Raw genomic sequence first — 23,059 nt, 5'->3', positions numbered from 1 at the left:
CAGCGCCACCTCACCCCCCGCGGCAGGCCCTCGCACGACCGGCCCGCCGCCCCCCCCGCACAGCCTTCACCGTGACACTCGCCGACAGGAGCAACAGGTGTTCAAGCGCAAGAAGACGGTTGCCAAGCCCGAGGGCAAGCTCACCGAGGAATCGCTCAAGGAGTGGCTGGCCGACTACCTGGCCATGCACATCGAGGTGCCGCGCGACGAGATCGACACCCAGAAGACCTTCGAGTCCTACGGCCTCGACTCCCGCGTGGCCGTCCAGGTCTCCGGCGCCCTGGAGAAGGTCGTCGAACGCCGTCTGTCGCCCGGACTGCTCTACGAGTACCAGTCCATCGACGAGCTGAGCGGGTACCTGGCCAAGGAGCTCAAGCTCTAGTGCCGGCGCCCCAACAGGCAATACCTGTCCCGTAGTTGGCGAAGGGTCCTTCAAACAAGGAGACGGTCACCCATGGGAGCGTTCGACTTTCCCTCGGCACCCGACAAGACCTTCGAGGCGTTTCTGCTCAAGTCCGAGGCCATCGAGGGCGAGCGGCTGCAGAACGCGATACCGAAGGAGTACTTCGAGCCGCGTACGGCTCGTGGCGTCCTGGGCTTCGTGGTGAGCTGGGCGCTGTACGCGGGAGCCATCGTCGGTGTGGCCTTCTCGCCGCACTGGCTGCTGTGGATCCCGCTGTGGATCGTCGCCGGACTCGGCGGCTGGGGACTGCACTGCATCGCGCACGACTGCGGACACGGATCCTTCTCCCGTTCCCGCAAGCTCAACTACGCGATCGGGCATGTCTCGTTGCTGCCGCTGGTCTATCCGTTCCACGCCTGGCGGCACGTCCACAACATGCACCACTCCAGCACCAACCACCTGGAGCTGGACACCGACTGGCGGCCCATCCCCGCCCCCATGTACGACCGCATGTCGTTCCTCGACAAGCTCGTCTACATGTCCACCCGCACCTGGGCCTTCTGGGGCGGCACCATCAACTACTGGGTGGAGTCCGGCTTTCGGCCCGGCTTCTACCCGAAGGCGGGCCAGCGCAAGGAGGTCCGCCGCTCGATGGCCTTCGTCGCCGCGGTGGCCCTGCCCTACCTCGCAGCGCTCGCCTGGTTCACCGGCTGGCAGGGCATCCTGCTCTACTTCGTGGCCCCGTGGCTGGCCACCCACGCCTGGTTCAGCGCCACCACGCTGATGCACCACAGCGCCTCCGACGTGCCGTACCTGACCGCCGACTACTGGACCCGCAACGCCAGCCGTCTGCTGCTCACCACGGACTACACGTACCCGAAGTGGCTGCTCTTCCTCACCCACAACATCTCCATCCACACCGCACACCACGTCGCCCCGGTCATCCCCTTCTACAACCTGCCGAAGGCCCAGCAGGCGCTGAAGGACACATATCCGGGCATGGTCCGCGAACAGCGGTTCAGCTTCGGGCAGATGTTCAGGATCGTGCGCCATCTGCACTTCTACGACACCGAGTCGGGCTACTACTCCGACCTGTCCCGCGAGAAGGTCGACCCCACGCGTGTGGCCACCGGCCACGCAGGACCGGGGACCGACAACGCCACGAACACGAAGAACACGAAGGGCGCGGCCGCATGACGGCGCGCGGCCTGCGCCGCCTCGCGCACTCCGCCCTCGGAGCCGTCGCCCCGGGGGCGGGTGCGCGCTGGACGACGGACGTCTTCAGCAGTACGCGCACTCTCGGCATCCGCCCGGACAACGTACTGCCCATCGGCGCACGGGAGTTCGCCGTCGACAACAGCCCCGACGCCCCGAACGGCTACCTCTGGGGCGAGCGGTCCCCGCGCGGTACGGCACTGCTCGTGCACGGCTGGGCCTCGGACAGCTCCAGCATGCACTCGCTGGTCACGCCGATGCGTGAACTCGGCTTCCGGGTAGCCGCGTTCGACGCTCCCGCCCACGGCGTACGGCCCGGTTCGCAGGCCACGATGACCCAGTACACCCGGGCGGTCGGCGCGGTCCTGGACACCCTCGGCGACGTCCGGGTGATCGTGGCCCATTCACTGGGCACCATCGCCTCCATCGGCGCCGCCGCCCAGCGGCCCGGGCTCGCCCTGCACTGCATGGCGTTCATCGCCCCGGCGGCCACCCTCGGCGGGGTCCTGGAACGCTGGGAGGGCGACGGCCTGAAGCTGAACCGCGCCAAAGTCGAGGGCGTCTACGCGGAGTTGCACCGCCGCAACGGCGTACCGGTCAGCCACTGGGACGCCGTCGCCCTCGGCCCCGGCCTCGACGTTCCCAAGCTCACCCTGCACGACCCGGACGACGACATGGTCCCGTACTCCGACGCGGAGGCGATCGCGGCGGGCCTGACGCATGTCCGGCTGGAACGGGCGCACGGCGTCGGACACATCGGCATCCTCATGTCCAGGGAGGTCAGAGCCACCGTGTCCGACTTCGTAGCCGAACACGCGAACAGGGAAAAAGAAGGAATTTCATGAGCGACCGCTCCGGTAAACGGGCATGGATGTGCCTCCTGTGCGGCTGGGTGTACTACGAGGAGCTGGGACTGCCCGAGGAGGGCATCCCGCCGGGCACCCGGTGGGAGGACATCCCGGACGACTGGGAGTGCCCCGAATGCGGCGCGGCCAAGGAGGACTTCGTCATGGAGGAGCTGTAATCACCCTTGCCCGGAACCGATTTCGGCCCGGTACGAACCTTGTGGGGCTCGTACCGGGCCGGGCGGTGCGTCCGGGCCGGGTGGCGTGTCCGGGGTGAACGCCAGTGCGGGAAGGGGAAGTTGAGGCTGAGGCGAGGGCTCGGTGCTGGTCGAGGACCGGCGGTGGCCGAGTCCCACGTGAAGCCGAGTCTCAGGTGAAGCCGAACCCCAGGTAGGGCCGAGCCTCAGGTAGGGCCGAGCCTCAGGTAGGGCCGAGTTTCAGCTGAAGACGACCGAGCGCACCTCCAGCCGCTCCGAGGCGTGGCCGCCCTCGGGCCGGAGCTCGAAGTGCCGGCCCTGACAGTTGGGCTCGCTGTAGACCGTGGCCTTGGCGTCGGTGTCGTTCCGCGGAGTGTGGGCGGCCTTGACGTCGTTGGAGGCGGCCTCCGCCAGGGTGATGCACTCCTCGTTCGGCGGGTCCTCAAGGGTCTGGGTCTGCCGCTCTCCGGCCGAGTCGGTGTAGACGTAGCTGAAGTCGCCGTCGGCGGCACTGGCCGAGGTCGGCAGCGCGAGCAGGAGGGCGGCGGCGCCGGCAGCGGCACCCAGGGTGGTACGAACGCGCACGGGAGTGTCCTTTCGTGTCATGCGGGGAAGCGGTGCAGGGACTGAACCGGTCACAGGCTGTTCGGCCGCCGCACCGATCCGGTCCCGCGACGCGTGGGACACCCCCGAATGCCCCTAGCCGCAACGTTTTTCCGTGGGCCGAACGGGTGCGCTCCGCGTCAACCGGAATGTGGGTGTACGGCGCATTCGATATGGCGCGGCCACGATCTTGTCGGGGTGCGGGCGCTGAGCCAGGATCGGTTGCCATGAACCGTGTCTATGACGATGAACGGCTCGCAGGCGCCTATGAGCGCGGCAACGAGATGCCCGTCGAATCCCTCCGGAGCTGGGTCGACCTGATCGCCTCCCGACTGGACCGCACCTCGCCCGCCCTGCTCGAAGTGGGCACCGGTACCGGCATGTTCGCCGCCGGTCTCGCCCGCTGGATCGAGGGCGCCGACCTCCTCGCCGTGGATCCCTCCGAGCCCATGCTCGCCGAGGCGCGGCGGCACAACCCGCACCCGTCCGTACGCTACGAACCCGGCTCGGCCGAGGCCGTACCCGCCCCCGCGGACAGCTTCGACGGCGTCTTCCTCTCCCGCGTCATCCACCACGTCACGGACCGCAAGGCCGCCGCCCGGGAACTGGCCCGGGTACTGCGCGCCGACGGCAAACTGATCATCCGCACGACCTTCCGCGAACACCTGGACGCCCTCGTCTACGACTACTGGCCGCAGCTCAGGGTGACCGACCAGCGCCGCTTCCCCGGCGAGAAGGAACTGGTCAACGACTTCGTGACGGCCGGTTTCGTACTCCAGGAGGTCGCCTCGTTCGCCCAGCCGGTGACCGCGAGCCTCCGCGAGTACCACGACCGCCTGGTGACCCGCCCCCAGTCCAAGTTCACCCACCTGACCACCCGGCAGTTCCAGGACGGCCTGCGGCGCCTGGAGGCGGCCGTCGAGAGGGAGTCCGAGGGCGAGCCGATGCCGGTGACGGAGCGCTACGACGTGGCCGTGTTCAGCTTGGCCTGATCCGGGCGGGCGGGGCGGACCTGCGGCGGGCGCGGCCCGGGGGCACGGGCAACTGCGGCTTCCGGGCCTGTCGCGTCTGTCTGCTCGTATGGCCCCGTCTGCTCGTATCGCCCCGTCTGCCCGTCTGCCCGTCTGCCCGTCTGCCCGTCTGCCCGTCTGCCCGTCTGCCCGTCTGCCCGTCTGCCCGTCTGCCCGTCTGCCCGTCTGCGCGTCTGCGCGTCTGCCCCTATGGCCCTCTGGCCCCGTCCGGCCGCCGGTGAGGGGACTTGCGCTCCGCGCCCTGTCGCTGCCGCCACCTTGCGCTCCGTGCCCGAACGAGCGCACCCGGCAACGTACTTGGCCAAAATGAAGACCTGTACCGGTGGGACCGGTGGGCGGCGCCGCCGGTAAATTACGGGACATGTCGATTCCGGGCTCGCAGCCGAATCCGAACCAGCCCAACCCGTACCAGGCGCCGTATCAGCCGACGCAGGGCGCGGGCATCCCCAGCCCGTACCAGCCGCCCGCCACGCCGCCCGGCCAGCCTCCGGCGCAGCCGCCCGGGCAGCAGTTCGGACCGCCGCTGCCCCCGGCGCCGCCCGGCGCCGGGAGCGGGAAGTCGCGCGGCTGGCTGTGGGCGCTGGGCGGCATCGTGGTGGCCTCGGCCGTATGGGCGGGCGCGCTGTTCGCGACCGGCACCCTCGGCGGCTCCGACGACGATCCCGACTTCGGCGGCAACAAGTTCGCCAAGGACCTGTGCGGCGCCGCCGAGTTGAGCGCGTTCACGGACGAGAAGTACGAGATCGACGACATGAACGATGACGACGACAGCGCCTCCTCACGGCAGCCCGCCATCGACCAGAGCCAGTGCAACCGCAGCCTCAAGGACAACGAGAACACCAGCTCCTCGTACGCGAGCACCTACCTCTACACCTCGGCCGTCTGGCACAAGAAGGTGGACCCGACAGAGGAGTTCCTCGCCACCAGCAAGGCCTACGAGGACTTCTCCACCAAGTCGTACTCCTACAAGACCGAGTCCGTCGAAGGCCTCGGCGACGAGGCGATCCTGACCGTCGAGGAACGCGGCGACGTGGGCAAGAAGGAGTTCGGCGGCATGCGACTCGCGGTACGCGAGGGCTGGTTCACCATGGAGATGCGCTGGAGCTACTACGGCGGCACGGACGACGACGCGCCGTCGCGGACCGAGATCGAGAAGATGCTGAAGGCGGATGTCAAGGAGACGCTGGCGGCCTTGAAGAAGGGCTGAGGGCGGCCGGCGAAGACCACCGTCCCGAGCCGAATACGTTCACGGAGTGCCTTGGTGGATTTCAGCTCGGTGATCATCGCGGTGGCGGGTGTCGCGGGAACCCTTGGGGCGTCACTGCTCTCCCATCGGGGTGCGGAACGGTCGAAGCGCCGGGAGCTGGAGCTCGTCCGCCCTCAGCCCGGACGACTCCATGGACAGCAAGCAAGCGAGCAGCCCGGTGATGGTCTTCGGGGCCCAGGGCTGGATGTCGTTCATCGACGCCGTCAAGACAGGCGAGCTCTGACAAGAGCGCCGGGCGGACAGTCCTGTTGGCAAGGTGCCCGTCTGTCCCGCACAGTCCGGGGTTGAGCCCCCACCAGCGCATCGCGAGCGGGAGACATCGACTGCTCCGCTTTCCCGTTGTGGAAAGCCGGGAACCTTGACCGAGCCGCATGCGGACCAGAAGCATCGACTACGACGCGGACTGTCGAGGCGAGGGAGAAACCGTGGGCGCACCGCTGCGGAAGCTGTCCGGAGACCCGGATTGCAAGAACGGCACGTGCCCCACACTGTGGGGTACCGGCGACGGGAAGGACTACGTCGTGCAGGGTCACCTGGTCACCGACCCTGAGCGGCTGGCGCAGCTGGCCCTCCCCGAAGGAGAGTTGGCAGTCGTGGTCCCGGCTGCGGTGCTGGAGGAGTACTTCAGTGCTCGCAGGTGAGGAGTTCGGCCGCCTCTTCGAGAACTTCGAGCGGACCGCGTTCCGGCTGGAGACACTCGCCGAGTACGACGTGGCGGAAGAGCGCGAGGAGATCGCGCGGTTCTTCGCGGGCGACGACATGGGGCCGGAGTGGGACGACAATCCGTGGGTGCGCTCGATGACGGACAAGGGCAAGACCGTGTCCCGCGTCCATGTCCTTCGCTCTCCCCTGACCGACTACTTGCGCTACGAGCTGTCGGCCTACCCGGGCAACATCACGGCCGGGGAGTCCATCGGGATCATCGATCTCGCCGAGCAGGAAGTGACCGGTCTGCCCGATCACGACTTCTGGCTCTTCGACGAGCGCGACGCGTACCGGATGCACTACACCCCTGAGGGCAAGTTCGTGGGCGGCGAGCTCCTGCCTCCCGACCGGCTGAGGAAGTATCAGGGCTACCGCGACGTTGCGCGCGCTCATGCCGTGCCGTTCGCGGACTACTGGGAGCGGCACAACTGACGACGGAGTCGATCGGGAGAGCCCTGCGGGCTCTGCGTGCTGCATCGGGACTGACCGGTGAAACCGTGGCCCGCAGGGCCTCCATGTCCGCAGGAAAGCTCTCGAAGATCGAGAACGGCCGGACACTGCCGACCTTGCAGGACGTCGACTTGATCCTTTTCGCACTGGGCGTCTCGGCGCAGGTGAAAGAGCGGCTTCTTGCCACTGCCCGAGCAGAGGTCACGGAGGCTACGGCCTGGCGCCTCTTGCGCCGTACAGGACAGTGGAAGCACCAGAACACCATCAAGGCCATTGAGGCCAACACTGTTGTTCTCAGGCTTTTCCAAGGCCAACTCGTCCCCGGACTCCTCCAGACCCCGGAATACGCGACGGCGGTGTTCTCGTTGCCTCCCGCGCTGCCACACGAGAGCATGGCCCGGATGGTAGCGGCGAGGCTTGAGCGTCAGGCCACGCTCTACGACGGAGGCCGGACGTTCCGCTTTGTGATCTGTGAGCACGTCCTGCGGTGGCTCATCTGCGAGTCGGCCGTCATGGCAGTCCAACTCGACCGGATCGTGTCCCTGTCCCGACTGCCCAATGTCGCCATCGGGGTTGTGCCCCTGACCGGCAGGATGCCGGACTTCCCCATGACGTGCTTCAGCATCCACGACGACAGGTTGGTCATCGTCGAGACGTTCCACTCGGAGATCACGACGCGGGACCCGAGGGACATACAGACCTACGTCGACACCTTTGAACGGTTCGCCGGAGTGGCACTCCACGGCGACGAGATGCGCGCTCTCGTCGAGGGCATCCGCGACGGGTTTTTGCCTGAACGGGAAAGAGGGTAGGTCCGCTCAGCCGGAGCCCCAAGGATTGGGTGTGCACCGAGATCCGAACCGGGGAGCGGGGGCGTTGACCGCGGTGGGCACAAGGACATGGCGAAGAATCGGCACGTGGGCTTTGGGCGAGCTGAAGCCCGCCGTGCCCTGGCAAGCTCTACAGGGCAAGGGAGACCGTGGAAAGTCGAGCTGTTCTTCGTTACGTGAGGCACAGGATCACGCGGCACCCGGACACGGACGCAAGCTTCGAGGCCGAGTGCCTGTGGTGCGGTTGGAAGGCAACGCCCTCGCCAGACGGTGCAACAGTTGATGTCGAGTGCCTGAGCCATACCGGCCGGAGCGGACACAAGAGTTACCGGCGCATCTGCACCTCCTTCGCCGTGGTCGTACGCGAAGAGTGAAGGACAGCCTCAAAACCCCAGCCTTCAAGTCCCTGTTGGAGGGCGCCATGCGGAACTGATTTCCGAGGGTATTGCGTGAATTCGGCAAGCCACGGAGTCGATCGGGAGCGCCTACGGGCGTTGCGGGAGGCATCGAAACCGGCTGACGTCGTGAGCCGCGTGCACGATGCTTTCCCTGGGACAGCGAGAGTTCGGACGGGTGATGTCGAGTGACCGCAGCAGCGCTGGAGAAATTGCGGGCGGCCGGGGCCGGGGAGATCGAGCATCCCGGTGGAACACTGCTGGCGCATCTGCGGCGGGTCAGTGCGCTTCTCACCTCGTGGGGCGCTCGCCCGGCGCTGGCCTCGGCCGGGCTGTGTCACGCGTTCTACGGGACCGACGGATTCCCGGTCGCACTGCTTGACTTGGGGCGCCGGGCGGAGCTGGTCGAGGTGGTCGGTGTCGAGGCCGAAGCGCTCGTCTACTTCTACGCCTCCTGCGATCGCGAGTCCTCCTACCGGGGGCTGGCCGATGAACGGGGCATGTTCGTCGACCGGTTCACCGGCACACGGTCGTGTCCGAGCCTCGAAGCGCGTCGGGACTTCGCCGAACTCACCGCCGCCAATGAGTTGGACATCGCCGCGATCAGCCCAGAGGTCCATGCCCGCTTCGGGGCGGACCTGCTCGACCTTTTCACCCGATGGCGGCCGCTCCTGTCCGAGCCGGCCTGGGCGCACTGCCGCAGCGTGCTGGCACCGGCCGACCGCTGACCGCTGATTGCCCCTGGGCCGCGTGCTCGTGCGTTCTGGCGGACTCCCCATGACGTAGGCGAGCACGCCCCTTGTCGGTGCGGCGCGCTTCACTGTCCGTATGGAGCTCACGTACGCCGCCATCGCCGACCTGCTGGATCAACTCGGCCCGGGGAACGACCACATGCCGGGGAACGAGCACATCCCGGGGAACGACCACCTGTACCTGTCCGCCGACCTGGACCCGCAGGGTCTGATGCACCTGCTCGGGCACATGTACGGCGCACCGCGCACTCTCGTCCTCGACGGCTTCAGCGATCCGACGGTCGACGAGTCGAGGGGTGCGGCACTTCTCGTACCCTTCGCCGACCGGGCCGTGTTCCTCCGTGCGTGGGCGTACGGGGACCGGTGGATCGGTGGGGGTATCGCGCGGGACGACGAGGGGGTCGAGCGGCCGGTGTTGGCGGTTGCCGCTTGCAGGGTGGTGCCGGAAGCACCGGCCGGCGTCCCGTGGGAGGCCGAGGACGGTGACGAAGGGGACTACGCCCACTGGGCGGAGCGGCTCCTGCGGATCACCGACTGGGCAGGGCCAGCCCGGCGGCCGGACGTGGACTGGGCACAGGTGGAGGCGCGCCTCGGCTCCGCGCTGCCGAGCGACTACAGACGCATGGTCGAGACGTTCGGCGAGGGCGCTTTCGACGGGTTTCTGAGCCTGAACCAGGAGCCGTGGACACATTTCCGGGACGACAGCCTGCTGGTCTGGGCGAGCACCGAGCACGAGAACCTGTACTGCTGGCGGGCCGACGGCGACGATCCCGACCGCTGGCCGGTGGTGGTCCGGTCCTCCGACGGGGAGGACTTCACCTTCGCGTGTGGGGCCGCGGAGTTCGTCTGCCGCATCCTCACCGAGCCGGACCACCCGTGGACGATGGCCCACTACTTCGACACTCACTGGTTCATGAGTTACGTGAGGGACGGGGAGAGCGAATGACGGGCCCCTTCCGTCGACGTCTCGACGGAAGGGGCCCGGCGCGGTCTACACGGTGAACGCCGCCAGGATGACGAGCGTCCAGCTCATCAACGCCGAGTGGTAGGGACCCAGCAGCGACTTCTTGTGGAAGTACTCCATCGCTTCGTCCAGCGGAGCGCGGCGTGCCACCGACGTCGCGGCCCACATCAGTCGCTGGCTCATGGCCCAGGCGATGATGAACGGCACGAAGCCCCAGTTCAGGCCGGACTGTGCCCAGACCGTGCCCAGCACGATGATCGAGCCGAAGAAGAGCATCGCGGACTGGACGAGCATGGTTCCGGTCAGGCCGAAGGCATGGACGTAGGTACGGATGCCGAACTTGGCGTCCTCCACGTAGTCCTCGGCGTGGCTCGTGACGAAGAGCGAGGTGACGAGCATGGCGATGCCGACGATCGTGAATGCGAGGGTCCAGTCGGTGGCCCCGTCGAAGGAGCGCACGATCGCTATCCCGGGGATGAGGCAGCAGGTGACCTGGAGAGTGGGGAGCTGGGGAGCGCCCGAACTCTTCAGGAAGAGCGGCGGCAGGGAGTAGCTGAAGGCGAGGACCAGGAACGCGGCGGCGTAGGCGAGCAGGTCCCAGTGCTGGGTGCGGACGGCCAGGAAGGCCGCCACCGCGACGAAGAGCGCGGTGGAGAGCGCGATATGGGTGATGACCCGGGAGACCCCGATGCCGTAAATGGCGTCCGACTGACGGGACTTGAGCTGAAGGTCCACTTCCCGGTCGGCCAGCGCGTTGATCATGTTGCCGATCTGGAGGCCGGAGATCATCCAGAGCATGGCGAGCACGCTGTTCAGTGAGGCGAACTCGCCCCAGGAGGCGGCACCGAGCATGGCCGGGCCGATGACCTGCGGAATGTGACCCGGGAGGAACTCGACGCGGCGGATGACGCAGGCGTACTTCAGGCGGGTGCCGAGCGACGGGCGTGAGGCGGCTCCGTTGCCGTCCGTGCCGCCGGTGGCTCCCGCGGTGTCTCCGTCGTCCGTGAATATCTTGGTGAGCTGGTCCTTGGTGGATGGCGCTTCGGCGCGTGGTTCAGTGCGAGCCATCGAGAAGTGGGCCTTTCGATTCGGTCACGTGCGAGGGATCTGGTGTCCCCGGCGGGTGGTTGTTGCCGAGACGCAGGCCTGGTTCCGCCGTGCGGGGCCCTGGGCGCCGGTCTCCGGGCAAAGAAAAGGCCCGTGGTTTCCGGGGACCTTTCTGAAGGGACGTCAATGTACTAAGGAGTGGAAAACACCTGGTGCTGGGGAGTGGAAAACACCTGTGGGACAAGGGACTTGTTCAGCGCAGCGCGTCGCCGACGTGCCGTCTGGGCGGACCCGACGGCTCCGCTCCCTCGGCCGTTCGGTGGGCATTTCGGCGTCAGCGATCCTTCCATGCGCCACTCCGAACGGGCCCGTACCGGGGGCCGGTCCGAGGGCGGCGTCGCGCCGCGAAGCACCTCCTGGAGAGGTGGTCGGCCACCCTGTCCTGATGGGCCGAAGACGTCATGGTGATCCTCCTTGCCGACCGTTCCTCACGCGTGCGCGGGCGGTGCCACGATACGTACGGCCGCGCGACACTGGCCAAGTCGCCACGGGATACTCACAAGCGGTACCTGGGGTCCGACTTGCTCCGGTTCGTTTGCGGTTTCATGTCCGGCTTCGTCCCCTCCTCAACTCAGCGGGCAGGTTGCCCGGTTCGGCGGCTCGACGACGTACGGGTCCGGGGTGGAACCGTTCCGCACCGTCTTGCCGAGATGCTTGCGCGGCCGGTGCCCGAACCCGTCCGCCGGCGCGGCGAACAGGGCGAGTCCCAGGCCGCTTTCGTCGTTCTCGGTGGCGTGCGCGGGTTCCGGCGTCCGCGTACTTTCTCATGGCTTCGATCCGTTGTCCTCAGCATTACTTGCCTGGCTGAACGTCCCTTGCCGGGTCGGCGACGGAGGTGCTGCGGTCGGTTCCGCTCAAGGGGGTGTCACACGGGTCTGGCAGGCTGCTGCCCATGGCGGATGACCCCATCGAGACACAGACACCGAAGCGCCGCATCACGGATCCGGCAGAGGCGCTTGCAGCGCTTGAGCGCGCTGTCCCAGGCTTGGCCGACCATCGCCGATCAGCGCCGGCTGTGCTCGACTGGGCCTTGGTCGAGGAGAGCTTGGGCACCGCACTGCCCTCCGACTACAAGCACCTCGCCGAGTGGTACCCCACGTTCGCCATCGGCGACTACATTCTCGTGAGCCTGCCCGAACCAGGCGAAGAGCCCCTCGCGCACCGTGGCTTTCAGAGCGCGCTGGAGGTACTCGTCGATGCCTCGCTGGAACCCGATCTCGGCCTGCTGGCCTATCCCGCACCGGGTGGCCTTCTGCCGTGGTCGGAGTCGGACGAGAGCGACAAGTTCATGTGGAGCACTGCCGGAGAGACCCCCCAGGAGTGGTTCGTTACCGTGGCGGGCCGCGGCGGAGCCTGGTGGCACTACGAGGGCGGGGCGGTGCAATTCCTGGCCGAACTCTGCGACAGCACACTGGAACCCTGGGGCCTGCGCATTTTCGACCCCGAGGTGACGCCCTGCTGAACTGCGGCTGGGAACGTCATCAGCAGGTCGGACGGCGGTGGCGGACTACTGGGAGCGGCGCGGGCCGGCCTGGGCGCACTGCCGCAGCGTGCCGGCACCGGCCGACCGCCGACCGCTGATTGCCCCGGGGCCGCGTGCTCGTGTGCGCTGAGCTTTCGTGGGAGTCAGCAACATCCGTGCACTGCCGCGCCGCGCGAGGCCGCCGACCCGCGCGTACTTGAGGCACCACGGGCCCCGGCCGCTTCGGCGTCGGCGATCCTCCCTTGCAGCATGAGGTCCAGGACCTGCATGTAGCGCTGGGTCCGCGCCCGGCCGAGTACGAAGGGGTTGGGTCCTTCGGGCCGTTCTCGAAGCTGCTCGACGCGCTGGAGGCCGTAGTCGTTGGGGTGGTTGGACAGTTCCACGTCCACGTCGGCCTGTCGCATCCGGGCGCGGAAGGAGCGTACGGAGCGGCGGTAGGTGTGCAGTTCGGGCAGCGTCTCCGGGGGGTTCGTGCCGCCCCACAGCATGGCGGTGTGGCATGCGCCGTTCGCCCTGACCGGGATGATCGGTGACACGGTGCCCGAGGTGTGGCCCGGGGTGCGGTGCAGCCGAATCGTGGTGCCGCCGAGCGTGAGCCGTTGCCCGTCCGCGATCTCCAGGTCCCGGGAGGGGGAGTCCGCCGGACCGGTTCGCTCGACGAGGTCCCAGTCGGTCGGGGTCATCAGTACGCGGGTGCCGAAGTGGTCGCTCAGGTACTTCGCGCCGCCGAAGTGGTCGTGGTGGCCGTGCGTCGCGACGACGTACTTGATGGCCTGCGGGTCGGCCCCCAGTGCGCGCAGCCCGGGAACGAGGACGGTCTCGGCCTCGGCGGCGGAGGTGAGCGCGTCGATCAGGATGATGCCGTCGTCGGTCAGGACCGCCATGGCGGAGACCCAACCCGTGCTCAGGAAGGCGAGGTTGTCGAAGAGCTTCAGCGGCTCGGGTGCGGGCGGGCGGGGGAACTCGAAGTCGGGCATCAGTGACGCCGCGAGTGTGCTCAGGACCGGGTCGTCGCCCGCCAGCGCGCGGGCGCGGTCGTAGTGGACCTGCCCCTCCCCGGGGCGCTTCCCGCCCCCGGAGTCCAGTCCATGCCGCCCGGTGGCGGTGGCCGACGAGGCGAGGCCGAGTGAGCCCGTGCCGGCGGCGAGTCCGAGGACGGCGAGGCGGGCGAGGCGCCTCCTGGAGAGCCGGCCGGTTAAGTCGTGGCGGTGCGGCGCGGACGTCATGGTGATCCTCCCTGCTGACTGCTGACCGTTTTCGCACGTGAACGGATTGTGGTCACGATAGGTGACCCCGCAAGGCGGGGCATAACGTCGCCACCGGATGCTCACAAACGGTCGTCGAAGTCCGGGTCGGCAGGCAGCCGTACGGGCAGGCGGCCGTACCGGTGTATGGCCGTGCCGGTATGTGGCCGAACCGGCACGTGGCCAGAATTACGAGCAGCGGCGTCGAGGCCGCCGACGAGAAGTGGCTGAACCAGACCATCGCCAGGCAGGACGCCACCTACAGGAGGGCACGCACGCATGCGGACTCTTTACGTCGTCACCCATCCCGAGGCGACGCACCACGTCGAGGGAGTCGTCGGCGGATGGCACGACTCGCAGCTGACGCCCGCCGGAGTCCGTGCCGCGGTCTCCCTCGCCCGGGCGCTGCGGGCCCAGATCCCGGACGGCGCCGAGGTGGAGCTGTTCTCCTCGGATCTGCGGCGCACCCTGCGGACGGCCGACGAGGTGGCCGAACTGTTCGGCGTGAAGCCGGTCCTGGATCGCAGGCTGCGGGAGAAGTCCTACGGTGAGGCCGGGGGGAAGCCGCAGGAGTGGCTGGACCGGCGCTTCGTCCCACCGCCGGCTGTCGGGGAGCGAATGGACCACGACGAGGGCGTGGCGGGTTCCGAGACCAAGGCCGCGTGGGCGCGGCGCGTCTACGCGGCCATGGACGAGATTCTGCGGAGCACCTGCGAACACCAGATCGTCGTGACGCACGGCGGCTCCCTGACGTTCGTCGTGGCGTCCTGGATCAAGATGCCGATCGAGTCGGCCGGCTACGCCAGTTTTCGGGCCCCCTCCGGCAGCATCACCACGCTCCGCGAGGACGACTTCTTCCACAACCGTCAAGTCGTCGGCCTCGGTTGCACCCTTCATCTCGACTCCGCCCGAGACGGCTGACCTCAACCTGACCGGCTGGGACCTGCCTCGTGCCGGGGCAGTGGTCCCAACCACCGCCCCGGCACGAGGCTTTCAGCGTTCAGTCAGCGTTTCCGTCAGCGGTAGTACGTCCCGAACGCCGTCCGGCCTCAGCCCACCCCGAGCCGCGCCGCCAGCCGCATCGCCCCCGGCGCCACCCGGCTCAGCAGCCGTGACGCCTTGGACTCGACGGTCACCGGGACGATGGCGCGGTTGGTGCGCACCGCCTCGACGATTTCGTTGGCGACCTTCTCCGGGGGGAAGTTGCGACGGGCGTACATGCCGCTGAACTTGGCCCGCTTCTTGGCCTGTTCGGCGTCGTCGATGCCGGAGAAGGTGGTGGTGCGGGTGATGTTGGTGTTGATGATGCCGGGGCAGATCGTGCTGACGCCGATCCGGTCCTTGGCGAGTTCGGCGCGCAGGCAGTCGGAGAGCATGTACACCGCCGCCTTGCTGGTGGCGTAGGCCGCGAGGACCTTCGAGGGGGTGTACGCCGCCGCCGAGGAGACGTTGACGATGTGGCCGCCCTCGCCGCGCTCCTTCATCAGGGTGCCGAAGGCGCGGCAGCCGTGGATGACGCCCCACAGGTTGACGTCCAGGATGCGCTCCCACTCCTTCTCGGTGGTGTCGAGGAAGGTGCCGGAGTGGCCGATGCCCGCGTTGTTCACCACGATGTCGGGGACGCCCTGCTGCTCGGCGACGGTGGCGGCGAAGGCATCCACGGTGGGGCCGTCGGAGACGTCGACGCGGTGCAGCGTGGACGTGGCGCCGAGGTACCCGGCGAGTTCGGCGGTGCGCTCCAGGCCGTCCATGTCCAGGTCGCACAGGGCGAGTTCGGCGCCCCGCTCGGCGAAGGCCAGGGCGGTGGCGCGGCCGATGCCGCTGCCCGCGCCGGTGACCACGACGAGCTTGCCCGCGAAGTCGCCCTCGCGGGCGCCCTCGCGGCCCTGCTGGGCGGCGGCGAGCGCCCGGGCCGCCGGTGCGCCCTCCAGGTGCTCGGTGAACTCACGGATCATGCGGGCCACGGTGGGTCCCTTCTCCAGCAGCGCCGACCAGTGGGTTGCCTTGAGTTCGCGGCGCCACAGGTGCGGTGCCCACTCCTCGAGCCCCTCGGACAGCGTCGGGCTGACGTAGTTGTCCTCGGTGAGCGTGATGATCTGCACCGGCACCGAGGTCGGACGCTCGCCCGGATTGAGCAGCCGGGGCAGCATGTTGGCGCGGTAGAGCATGACGCCCCGGGCGGCGTCCCCGGCGAGGGTGTCGTGCGGGTGGCCCTCGCGCGGGGTGACGTCCTCCAGGGTGCGCAGCACGGTGCCCCAGTTGCGGGCCAGGCCCAGACGCCAGGCGGCGGGGGCGAGGACCGGCAGGTGGAACAGGTAGATGTACCAGGAGTGCAGGCTCTGGTTGAGGAGCTGGCCCAGGTTGCGCGGGCTGGGCTTGCGCATCCGGCGGCGCAGCCAGTGGCCCATGTGGTCCAGGCTCGGCCCCGACATCGTGGTGTACGAGGCGATCCGTACCGCCGCCTCCGGCTCGGTCACCGCCTCCCAGGACTGGATGGAGCCCCAGTCGTGCGCGACGACGTGCACCGGACGGTTCGGGCTGGTGGCGTCGGCCACCGCGAACAGGTCCTGGGCGAGGAGTTCGAGACGGTAGTCGCTCTTGTGCCTGGGCTTGTCGGAGTCGCCGGCGCCGCGCACGTCGTAGCGGACCACGTGGTGGTCCACGGCGAGTTCGGCGGCGACGTCGTCCCATACGCGGTGGGTGTCCGGGTAGCCGTGCACCAGGAGCACGGTGGGTCGCTCGGGGTCGCCCTGCTCGTACACGGCCAGCGACAGCGCGCCGGACTGTACGCGGGAGGAGCGCACCACCTCGGGGCCGCTCGCCTCGGGCGCCTTCTTGCCGCGGCCTGAACGCCCCTTGCGCAGAAGGGACTTCTTCTCGGTGTTGTCGTCGGATGTCACGGAGTCCTCGTCGTCCTCGGTCCCTCGGGCGGGGTGGTGATCGGCACGTGTACGGCGGTTCGCGCGGCCCTACTTGGCGGCCAGGGCGCGGCCCCGGTGCACGTGCGGCAGGTCGTCGTCGAGCCAGTACGCATCGTCCTCGGTGACCACGAGCAGTTCCTCGAACTTCAGGCCCACGTCGCGGAATCCGACGTGCGGCTCGACCGCCCACAGGCCGGGGGTCGGCGCGTGCCGGGAGGCGCGGCCGTCGGCCCACAGCGGGGAACGGCCCTGGACGCGCTCGCTGATCAGCTCGCGGCCGAGGGTCTGCAGGGTGCGTACGCCGAAGCCGAACAGGGTCAGGCCCTCGCGGCCGCGGACGTTCTGCATCCGGGTCACCTGGTGGCCGATGACCCGGCCCGGGTAGACCTTGTGCCGGTTGTCGTAGCCGTGCTTGGCGATCTGCGCGTCGACGGCGGCGTAGACCTCGTCGAGGGTCTTGCGCTGGCGTACCAGCTCCACGATCAGCTCGCGGTAGACCAGCAGGTCCTGGGCGATGCGCTCCCACAGCGGGTTCTCGCCGATCACGCCCGCGTAGCCGATGTCGGCGGTGTAGCCGTCGACGACGGGCGCGCAGTCGAGCACGTAGGACATGCCCTCTTCAAGGCGCCGCCCGGTGGCGAAGAACTGGAGCGGGGTGCGGAAGTGGCGGAAGGCGGTGCGGTCGCCGAACCAGGCGAAGGGGACGTGGAAGAAGTCCTGGACGCCCTCGGCGACGAGTTCCTTGCGCAGCCGGGCCGCGGCCTGGCGCTCGGTGACGCCCGGCTCCAGCCAGGCCGCGACCTTCTCGGCGCAGCGGTAGGAGAGCTGCTGGAGCTCGCGGAAGCGGTCCAGGTCGGCCTCGTCGAAGGGAAACGCGGGCAGCGGGGCGGTCGGCTTCACGGGGGTTGCGGTGCTCATGGTCTGGTATCTCGCCTTCGTCGTACGTCGCCTCGGCGGTGCCGGGGGCGGTAACGGCTGGGAGGGGTGACGGCTGGGCTCAGACGTCCAGTTCGAGGCATTCGCCCTCGTCGGCGCGGGAGACGCAGACGAGCATCTCACCGTTCGCGCGCTCTCGATCGGTGAGTTTGCGGTCGCGGTGGTCCACGGTGCCGGAGAGCACCCGCAGCTTGCACACGCCGCAGAAGCCCTGCTGGCAGGAGTAGGGGGTGCCGGGGTTGTCGTCGCGCAGCACTTCGAGGGCGCTCTTGTCGGCGGGCACCGGCAGTTCGCGTCCGCTGCGCAGCTTCAGTGTGAAGGGCTTGCCGTCGACGATCGGCGCGGCGCTGAAGCGCTCGAAGTGCAGCGCCTTGCCGCCGCTCGCCGGGAAGGCGGCCTGGAGCGCGTCGAGCATCGGGGTGGGGCCGCAGCAGTACACGGCCGCGCCCTCGGGCGCGCGGGCGAGCAGTTCGGCGGCGCTGGGCATGCCGTGCTCGTCGTCGGTGAGTACGGTCACCTTGCCGGGGTGACGCCGCCCGAGCCGGGCCACTTCCTCGGCGAAGGGCAGCGAGTCCCGGGTACGGCCGGTGTGGATCAGCTGCCAGTCGATGCCCCGCCAGGCCGCCTCCCGCGCCATCGGCAGGATCGGGGTGAGCCCGATGCCGCCCGCGATCAGCAGGACCTTCTTGTCGGCCGCGAACGGGAAGGCGTTGCGCGGCCCGCGGATCTCCACCCGGGCGCCCACGGTCAGCTCCTTGTGCACCTCCGCCGAGCCGCCCCCGCCGTTCGCGAGGAGCCGTACCGCGATCCGGTACGCGTACCGGTCGGCCGGGTCACCGCACAGCGAGTACTGGCGCTTGAGTCCCGAGGCCAGGTGCAGGTCCAGGTGCGCACCGGGCTGCCAGCGCGGCAGCAGCCCGCCGCCCGGCGCCGTCAGCCGCAGCGAGACCACGTCGTCGGCGACGAACTCCCGTGTGGCGACGACGAGTTCCTGCGGATTGCCGGGCTCGAGGGGCCGCGAGCCGTACCGGTCCTTCCTGGTGACCAGCGGCACGTACTTGGACGCGATCCAGTCCAGGCCCGCGAGGTAGCGGTCCGGACGGGGGCGGCCGTACAGGTCCGGTGGTGGAGTCAGTCTGTCCAGCGGGGCGATGCTTTCGTGCTGGCGGCTCATGGCGCTGCTCTTCCTCGGGTTCGCGGCTCGGCGGGCGTCAGTGTGCGGCGGCGCGGGCCGCGGGGGAAGCACCCAGGTAGGCGATGGCCTGCCGGGTCGAGCCCTCCTGGCTCGGGTGGTAGCCGCGGCTGAAGTAGCGCAGCGCCGAGATGCCGAGCTTGACCGGGTTGGGCAGCAGACCGCGCCGGGCGGCCGACAGGGCGAGCTTGACCGAGGGCTCCACCGAACCCCCGAGCTCGGGGTCGACGGCGAGCAGGTGGCGGGTGCCGCGCACCCAGAGCTGGAGCAGCGCGGTGATGGAGATGATCATGGTGCGGGCGCGCCGGACGTAGCCCGGGTCGAGGTGCCTGAGCAGGTCGTAGGCGACGCTGCGGTGCTCGACCTCCTCGGCGCCGTGCCAGCGCAGCAGGTCCAGCATCATCGCGTCGGCGCCGCGCCGGTCGAGGGCCTTGGCGTTGAGGATCCAGTCGCCGAGGAAGGCGGTGAAGTGCTCGATGCCCGCGATGATCGCGACCCGCTCGATGAGGAACTCGCGCTCGCGGGTCGGGCTCAGCCCCGGCCGGTCGCCGAGCAGGTGGTTGAAGAGGTACTCGATCTGCGTGAGGTACGGGCCGATGTCCACGCCCTTGGCCGTGAACAGGTCGTCGAGCACCTCCTGGTGGGCGCTGGCGTGCATGGCCTCCTGGCCGGTGAAGCCGAGCACCCGCTCGCGCAGCTCGTCGTCGGTGATCAGCGGCACGGCCTGCTGGAAGACGCGCACGAACCAGCGCTCGCCCTCCGGCAGCAGCATGTGCAGCACATTGATCACATGGGTGGCCGTGGGCTCGTTCGGGATCCAGTGCACGGGGACACTGCTCCAGTCGAAGCGCACGTCACGCGGGGTGAGGACCAGATCCTCGTGCTCATCGGTGGCAACGGTCTTGCTCATGGCGGCTCCTTCGGGCGAAGACTGAGGCGAAGGCTTGGGGGGAGGCGAGGCGGGCACGAAGGCTGGGGGGCGGGCCTCGGCCGGGGAGCCATCCGGGGTGAGGCGGCTCAGGCTTATTGATGTTTACTCAACAGTAGGAGTTATTGAGTCGCTGTCAATACACTGGGAGCCATGCCCAGAACTTCCGCTTCCCGCTCGCGCATGCTGCCGACCGACCGCCAGGCCCAGATCCTGGCCGCGGCCAGGCGCATCCTGGAGCACAAACCCATCGACGAGGTCTCCGTCGACGCGGTCGCCGCCGAGGCGGGAGTCTCCCCAGGACTGCTCTTCCACTACTTCGGATCGCAGCGAAAGTTCCGGCACGCGGTCCTCACCATGGCCGCCGAGGAACTGCTCAGCCACGTCCGCCCCGACCCCGCCCTCAGCCTCGCCGAGCAGCTCAACGCCGGTGTGGTGACCTTCATCGACTACGTCACCCGCTTCCCGACGATCTACCGGGCCGTGGTCAGCCTCGGCCGCGGTTCGGACGTGAAGACCCTGCACTCCTCGGTGCGCGGCACCATCGCCGACTGGATCCTCGACGGCATCGAGCAGGTGGGTGTGGAGGTCACCGGCCCGCTGCGGCTCACCGTGGCGGGCTGGCTCGCGTACATGGAGGAGGTCGTCCTCGGCTGGATAGCGAACCCCCTGTGCACCAAGGAGGAGCTGACCGACATGTGCGAGCGCAGCTTCTACGACCTGGCGGGCGGCGCGATCGGCGATGAGGAGCGCTGGGCGCGGATCCGGGAGCTCATGGTCGTACGGCCCTGAGGGGGTCCCGTACGCCCGTGGTGTCCGGGGCTGCCCTCGGCCGGTCTAGGCTGGTCACCGTGCGTGTGCTGGTGGTCGAGGACGACGAGAATCTGCGGTTCGCCCTGACGGCCGCGCTGCGCGGCTCGGGCCTCGCGGTGGACGAGGCGGCGGACCTGCCGCAGGCCGACGAGGCCCTGTTCATCACCGCGTACGACTGTGTCGTCTTTGACCGCAACCTGCCGTCGGGGGACGCGGCCGAGCACGTACGGCGCTGGCGTCTGGAGGGCGGCGCGGTGCCGGTGCTCTTCCTCACCGCGCGGGACACCGTGGCCGACCGGGTCGAGGGCTTCGCCGCGGGCGGGGACGACTACCTGGTCAAGCCCTTCGCCGTACCGGAGCTGATCGCCCGCGTGCACAGCCTGTGCCGCCGCTCGGGGGCGGTGCGGCCGCCGGTGTACCGCTGCGGCGACCTGGAGATCGACACCGCGCGGCGGCAGGTACGCCGGGCCGGGGTGCTGCTCATGCTCACCAGCAAGGAGTTCGCGGTCCTCGAAATGCTGGCCGCCCGCGCCGACCAGGCCGTCACCCGCGCCGAACTGATCGAGGGCTGCTGGGACGAGATGGCCGAGCCGCAGTCCAACGTCCTGGAAGTGCTGATGTCCCAGCTGCGCCGGAAACTGGGCGATCCGCCGGTGATCCGGACGGTACGCGGGGTCGGTTACCGCTTGGAGGCGGCACAGGGCTCCGAGTGAGCGACGGAAGCGACGGCGGGCCGTGCTCCTTCGCGACCGCGAGCGCGGACGGGATGATTCCCCCGCTCCCGCCGCCCTGTGATTCATGTCGCACCCGGACCGGCCCATAGGTCCAAAACCCGGACATCCGGCCGCAGGCCGTCCGCGGCGGCCCCCGGCCACTCAGCATTTCCTCAGGTTCCTCCCGCCAGGGTGTGGGCATCCCTCACACCTTCGACGGAGTCCCTCACATGATCTTCGGCGTTCGACGGCGTACCGCCACGCTCGTGGCCCTCGCCGCCTCCGGCTCGTTGCTGCTCACCGCCTGCCAGGTCGCCTCGGCCGGGGCCGACAACGACCCCGCGCATTCCGCGAAGCTGCAGAAGTTCTACAACCAGAAGCCGCGCTGGAAGAACTGCGGCGACGGCTTGCAGTGCGCCTCGCTGAAGGTCCCCATGGACTACAAGAAGCCCAAGGGCAGGACCTTCACGCTGCCGCTGGTGAAGCACCCGGCCGAGAACAGGAAGAAGCGCATCGGCGCCATCGTCTACAACCCCGGCGGCCCCGGCGCCTCCGGAGTCGAGGACCTCAAGGGCGGCACCATCACCACCTTCGGCAAGAAGGTGCGTGCCCGCTTCGATGTGGTCTCCTTCGACCCGCGCGGCGTCGGCGGCAGCAAGCCCGCCATCAAGTGCCCCTGGAAGGAAGGGGGTTCGGGCGGCGGCGAGGCGAGTGCCCCCACCCTCTACCCGGACGACGCGCAGGAGCGGCGGACCGCGCTCGCGGGCGCCGACGCGGAGGCGAAGAACTGCCGCAAGGGCACCGGCGAGGTACTGCGCCACGTCGGCACCCCGGACGCCGCGCGCGACGTCGACGTCCTGCGCTCCGTACTCGGCGACAAGAAGATCAACTTCCTCGGCTGGTCCTACGGTACGAGCCTCGGCACCACCTACGGCGAACTGTTCCCGCACCGGGTGCGCACCATGGTCCTGGACGGCGCCGTCGACCCGAGCCTCAACTGGCAGCAGCGCGCGCTGAGTCAGGGCACCGCCTTCGCCAAGTCCATCGACGACTACGCACAGTTCTGCCCCGACCTCGCGGGCGACCGCTGCCCCGGCACCACGCCGGAGGAGATACGCGACGTCGTCGACACCCTCTACCGCGACGTCGAGGCCGAGCCGCTGCCGGTCCAGGGCTCCGAGACCACCGTCGACATCCAGACCCTGCACGGTGTGATCACCGACGCCATGTACTCGCCCGAGGACCAGTGGGAGGGCCTGTCCGACGCCCTGTGGGAGGCCTACGACCAGGGCGACGGCACCAAGCTCCAGAAGCTCTCCGACGGTGAGGAACCCGAGACGGAGACGGCACGGACGGCGGCACGGACGATGGAACGGACGGCGGCGCGGGCCGCTGCCAAGGCGGAGGACAACAGCGGCGACGCCCTGCTCGCCATCAACTGCCTGGACATACCGCACCCGAAGGACCCGGGGGCGTACTGGAAGGCGCTCGGCGGCGCCCACCGCAAGGCCGGCGTCTTCGGCACCCAGTCCATCGTCGACGAGATGAGCTGCCGCAACTGGCCCAAGGGCACCACCAAGCCGCACCGCGCCAAGACCCCCGGCATGGCCCCGGCCCTGGTCATCGGCACCACCGGCGACCCGGCCACCCCGTACCACGAGGCCCGGAGCCTGGCGAAGCAGCTGCCCAAGGGCATGCTCCTGACCTACGAGGGCCTCGGCCACACGGCCTACGGCCGCGGCGGCTCCTGCGTGAGCAAGATCGTCGACGACTACTTCCTGCACCGCAAGAAGATCCGCGCGGGCGCCACCTGCTGACGGATCCGCTGAACCGGGTTGTGCGGGGGTGGGGACTCGTACAACCCGACCGAGACGCCCGGCTGCCCCCTGCGCCGGGCGTCTCGGTGTTTTCCGGTGCTCCTGGGGCCCTGGGGCCCTGGGGCCTGTTCCCCTGTGTCTCGGTGTCCCTATGTCTCTTGTACGGATGGGGAGTTGGAGTCGCCCGCGCCTCCGAGTGACCACGCCTACAACTGACCCCTGCGTCAGCGGATCCCCACCCCCTCGGA

The 23,059-nt window shown here is 69.1% G+C and carries 24 protein-coding genes; 17 read left to right on the top strand and 7 right to left on the bottom strand.

The genetic code is table 11. From position 1 onward, the window contains the following. The first annotated feature begins 97 nt into the window (after positions 1–97). The 4 genes from HUT18_RS09330 (at position 98) to HUT18_RS09315 (ending at position 2,642) form a co-directional block, all read left to right on the top strand. Positions 98–382 carry an acyl carrier protein gene (locus tag HUT18_RS09330; protein WP_176099478.1) on the top strand — a complete coding sequence of 95 codons (285 nt, stop codon included), beginning with the start codon at positions 98–100 and terminating at the stop codon, positions 380–382. 72 nt (positions 383–454) lie between these two features. Then, a complete protein-coding gene (locus HUT18_RS09325) occupies positions 455–1,600 on the top strand; it encodes a fatty acid desaturase (protein ID WP_176099477.1) in 1,146 nt (381 codons plus the stop codon). After that, a complete protein-coding gene (locus HUT18_RS09320; RefSeq protein ID WP_176099475.1) occupies positions 1,597–2,463 on the top strand; it encodes an alpha/beta fold hydrolase in 867 nt (288 codons plus the stop codon). The genes HUT18_RS09325 and HUT18_RS09320 overlap by 4 nt, the downstream gene beginning before the upstream one ends. Further along, positions 2,460–2,642, top strand: coding sequence for a rubredoxin (locus HUT18_RS09315; protein ID WP_176099473.1), 183 nt, complete (start codon positions 2,460–2,462; stop codon positions 2,640–2,642). The genes HUT18_RS09320 and HUT18_RS09315 overlap by 4 nt, the downstream gene beginning before the upstream one ends. Before the next feature lie 258 nt (positions 2,643–2,900). Here HUT18_RS09315 and HUT18_RS09310 read toward each other — a convergent pair whose 3' ends face one another. Further along, positions 2,901–3,245 carry a hypothetical protein gene (locus HUT18_RS09310; RefSeq protein ID WP_176099471.1) on the bottom strand — a complete coding sequence of 115 codons (345 nt, stop codon included), beginning with the start codon at positions 3,243–3,245 and terminating at the stop codon, positions 2,901–2,903. A gap of 245 nt (positions 3,246–3,490) precedes the next feature. Here HUT18_RS09310 and HUT18_RS09305 point away from each other — a divergent pair, with 245 nt between their 5' ends. From HUT18_RS09305 to HUT18_RS09270, 8 genes are all read left to right on the top strand, one after another. Further along, positions 3,491–4,255: a bifunctional 2-polyprenyl-6-hydroxyphenol methylase/3-demethylubiquinol 3-O-methyltransferase UbiG gene (locus tag HUT18_RS09305; RefSeq protein ID WP_254878496.1), complete on the top strand. Its 765-nt coding sequence runs from the start codon at positions 3,491–3,493 to the stop codon at positions 4,253–4,255. Positions 4,256–4,655: 400 nt separating this feature from the next. Beyond that, positions 4,656–5,501 carry a hypothetical protein gene (locus HUT18_RS09300; RefSeq protein ID WP_176099468.1) on the top strand — a complete coding sequence of 282 codons (846 nt, stop codon included), beginning with the start codon at positions 4,656–4,658 and terminating at the stop codon, positions 5,499–5,501. Between the two features lie 190 nt (positions 5,502–5,691). Further along, the gene (locus HUT18_RS09295) at positions 5,692–5,784 is read left to right on the top strand and encodes a DUF397 domain-containing protein (protein WP_176099466.1); all 93 of its coding nucleotides are present in this window, start codon (positions 5,692–5,694) and stop codon (positions 5,782–5,784) included. A gap of 148 nt (positions 5,785–5,932) precedes the next feature. After that, positions 5,933–6,202, top strand: coding sequence for a hypothetical protein (locus HUT18_RS09290; RefSeq protein ID WP_217710476.1), 270 nt, complete (start codon positions 5,933–5,935; stop codon positions 6,200–6,202). Next, the gene (locus tag HUT18_RS09285; protein WP_176099464.1) at positions 6,189–6,698 is read left to right on the top strand and encodes a DUF6879 family protein; all 510 of its coding nucleotides are present in this window, start codon (positions 6,189–6,191) and stop codon (positions 6,696–6,698) included. The genes HUT18_RS09290 and HUT18_RS09285 overlap by 14 nt, the downstream gene beginning before the upstream one ends. Next, the gene (locus HUT18_RS09280; protein ID WP_368661565.1) at positions 6,680–7,528 is read left to right on the top strand and encodes a helix-turn-helix domain-containing protein; all 849 of its coding nucleotides are present in this window, start codon (positions 6,680–6,682) and stop codon (positions 7,526–7,528) included. The genes HUT18_RS09285 and HUT18_RS09280 overlap by 19 nt, the downstream gene beginning before the upstream one ends. A gap of 601 nt (positions 7,529–8,129) precedes the next feature. Further along, on the top strand, positions 8,130–8,669 hold the full coding sequence (locus HUT18_RS09275; protein ID WP_254878495.1) for a DUF6817 domain-containing protein: 540 nt from the start codon (positions 8,130–8,132) through the stop codon (positions 8,667–8,669). Between the two features lie 100 nt (positions 8,670–8,769). Further along, the gene (locus HUT18_RS09270) at positions 8,770–9,639 is read left to right on the top strand and encodes a hypothetical protein (RefSeq protein WP_176099462.1); all 870 of its coding nucleotides are present in this window, start codon (positions 8,770–8,772) and stop codon (positions 9,637–9,639) included. Between the two features lie 45 nt (positions 9,640–9,684). On the opposite strand, the gene HUT18_RS09265 is transcribed toward HUT18_RS09270, so the two are convergent. Next, positions 9,685–10,725, bottom strand: a complete 1,041-nt coding sequence (locus tag HUT18_RS09265; protein ID WP_176099461.1) for a UbiA family prenyltransferase — start codon at positions 10,723–10,725, stop codon at positions 9,685–9,687. Between the two features lie 931 nt (positions 10,726–11,656). On the opposite strand from HUT18_RS09265, the gene HUT18_RS09260 reads away from it, so the two are divergent. Continuing rightward, complete coding sequence (locus HUT18_RS09260) at positions 11,657–12,226, top strand: SMI1/KNR4 family protein (protein WP_176099459.1); 570 nt, start codon at positions 11,657–11,659, stop codon at positions 12,224–12,226. Positions 12,227–12,390: 164 nt separating this feature from the next. On the opposite strand, the gene HUT18_RS09255 is transcribed toward HUT18_RS09260, so the two are convergent. Further along, positions 12,391–13,473, bottom strand: a complete 1,083-nt coding sequence (locus tag HUT18_RS09255) for an MBL fold metallo-hydrolase (protein WP_176099458.1) — start codon at positions 13,471–13,473, stop codon at positions 12,391–12,393. Between the two features lie 297 nt (positions 13,474–13,770). Between HUT18_RS09255 and HUT18_RS09250 the strand changes: the two genes are divergently transcribed. Further along, positions 13,771–14,412, top strand: coding sequence for a histidine phosphatase family protein (locus tag HUT18_RS09250; protein ID WP_176099456.1), 642 nt, complete (start codon positions 13,771–13,773; stop codon positions 14,410–14,412). 128 nt (positions 14,413–14,540) lie between these two features. On the opposite strand, the gene HUT18_RS09245 is transcribed toward HUT18_RS09250, so the two are convergent. The 4 genes from HUT18_RS09245 to HUT18_RS09230 form a co-directional block, all read right to left on the bottom strand. Beyond that, the gene (locus tag HUT18_RS09245) at positions 14,541–16,298 is read right to left on the bottom strand and encodes an SDR family oxidoreductase (protein ID WP_254878956.1); all 1,758 of its coding nucleotides are present in this window, start codon (positions 16,296–16,298) and stop codon (positions 14,541–14,543) included. Positions 16,299–16,460: 162 nt separating this feature from the next. Then, the gene (locus tag HUT18_RS09240) at positions 16,461–17,330 is read right to left on the bottom strand and encodes a M24 family metallopeptidase (RefSeq protein WP_176099454.1); all 870 of its coding nucleotides are present in this window, start codon (positions 17,328–17,330) and stop codon (positions 16,461–16,463) included. 79 nt (positions 17,331–17,409) lie between these two features. Continuing rightward, positions 17,410–18,522: a PDR/VanB family oxidoreductase gene (locus tag HUT18_RS09235; protein WP_176099453.1), complete on the bottom strand. Its 1,113-nt coding sequence runs from the start codon at positions 18,520–18,522 to the stop codon at positions 17,410–17,412. 37 nt (positions 18,523–18,559) lie between these two features. Further along, positions 18,560–19,450, bottom strand: coding sequence for a metal-dependent hydrolase (locus HUT18_RS09230; protein WP_176099451.1), 891 nt, complete (start codon positions 19,448–19,450; stop codon positions 18,560–18,562). A 171-nt stretch (positions 19,451–19,621) separates the two neighbouring features. Here HUT18_RS09230 and HUT18_RS09225 point away from each other — a divergent pair, with 171 nt between their 5' ends. The 3 genes from HUT18_RS09225 (at position 19,622) to HUT18_RS09215 (ending at position 22,811) form a co-directional block, all read left to right on the top strand. After that, positions 19,622–20,260 carry a TetR/AcrR family transcriptional regulator gene (locus HUT18_RS09225; RefSeq protein ID WP_176099449.1) on the top strand — a complete coding sequence of 213 codons (639 nt, stop codon included), beginning with the start codon at positions 19,622–19,624 and terminating at the stop codon, positions 20,258–20,260. 65 nt (positions 20,261–20,325) lie between these two features. After that, on the top strand, positions 20,326–20,994 hold the full coding sequence (locus tag HUT18_RS09220) for a response regulator transcription factor (protein WP_176104387.1): 669 nt from the start codon (positions 20,326–20,328) through the stop codon (positions 20,992–20,994). Positions 20,995–21,224: 230 nt separating this feature from the next. Further along, positions 21,225–22,811: an alpha/beta hydrolase gene (locus HUT18_RS09215; protein ID WP_176099447.1), complete on the top strand. Its 1,587-nt coding sequence runs from the start codon at positions 21,225–21,227 to the stop codon at positions 22,809–22,811. Positions 22,812–23,059 lie beyond the last annotated feature (248 nt).

Source organism: Streptomyces sp. NA04227 (assembly GCF_013364195.1).
Lineage (GTDB): Bacteria > Actinomycetota > Actinomycetes > Streptomycetales > Streptomycetaceae > Streptomyces.
This window is presented reverse-complemented; position numbering and strand designations above follow the sequence as displayed.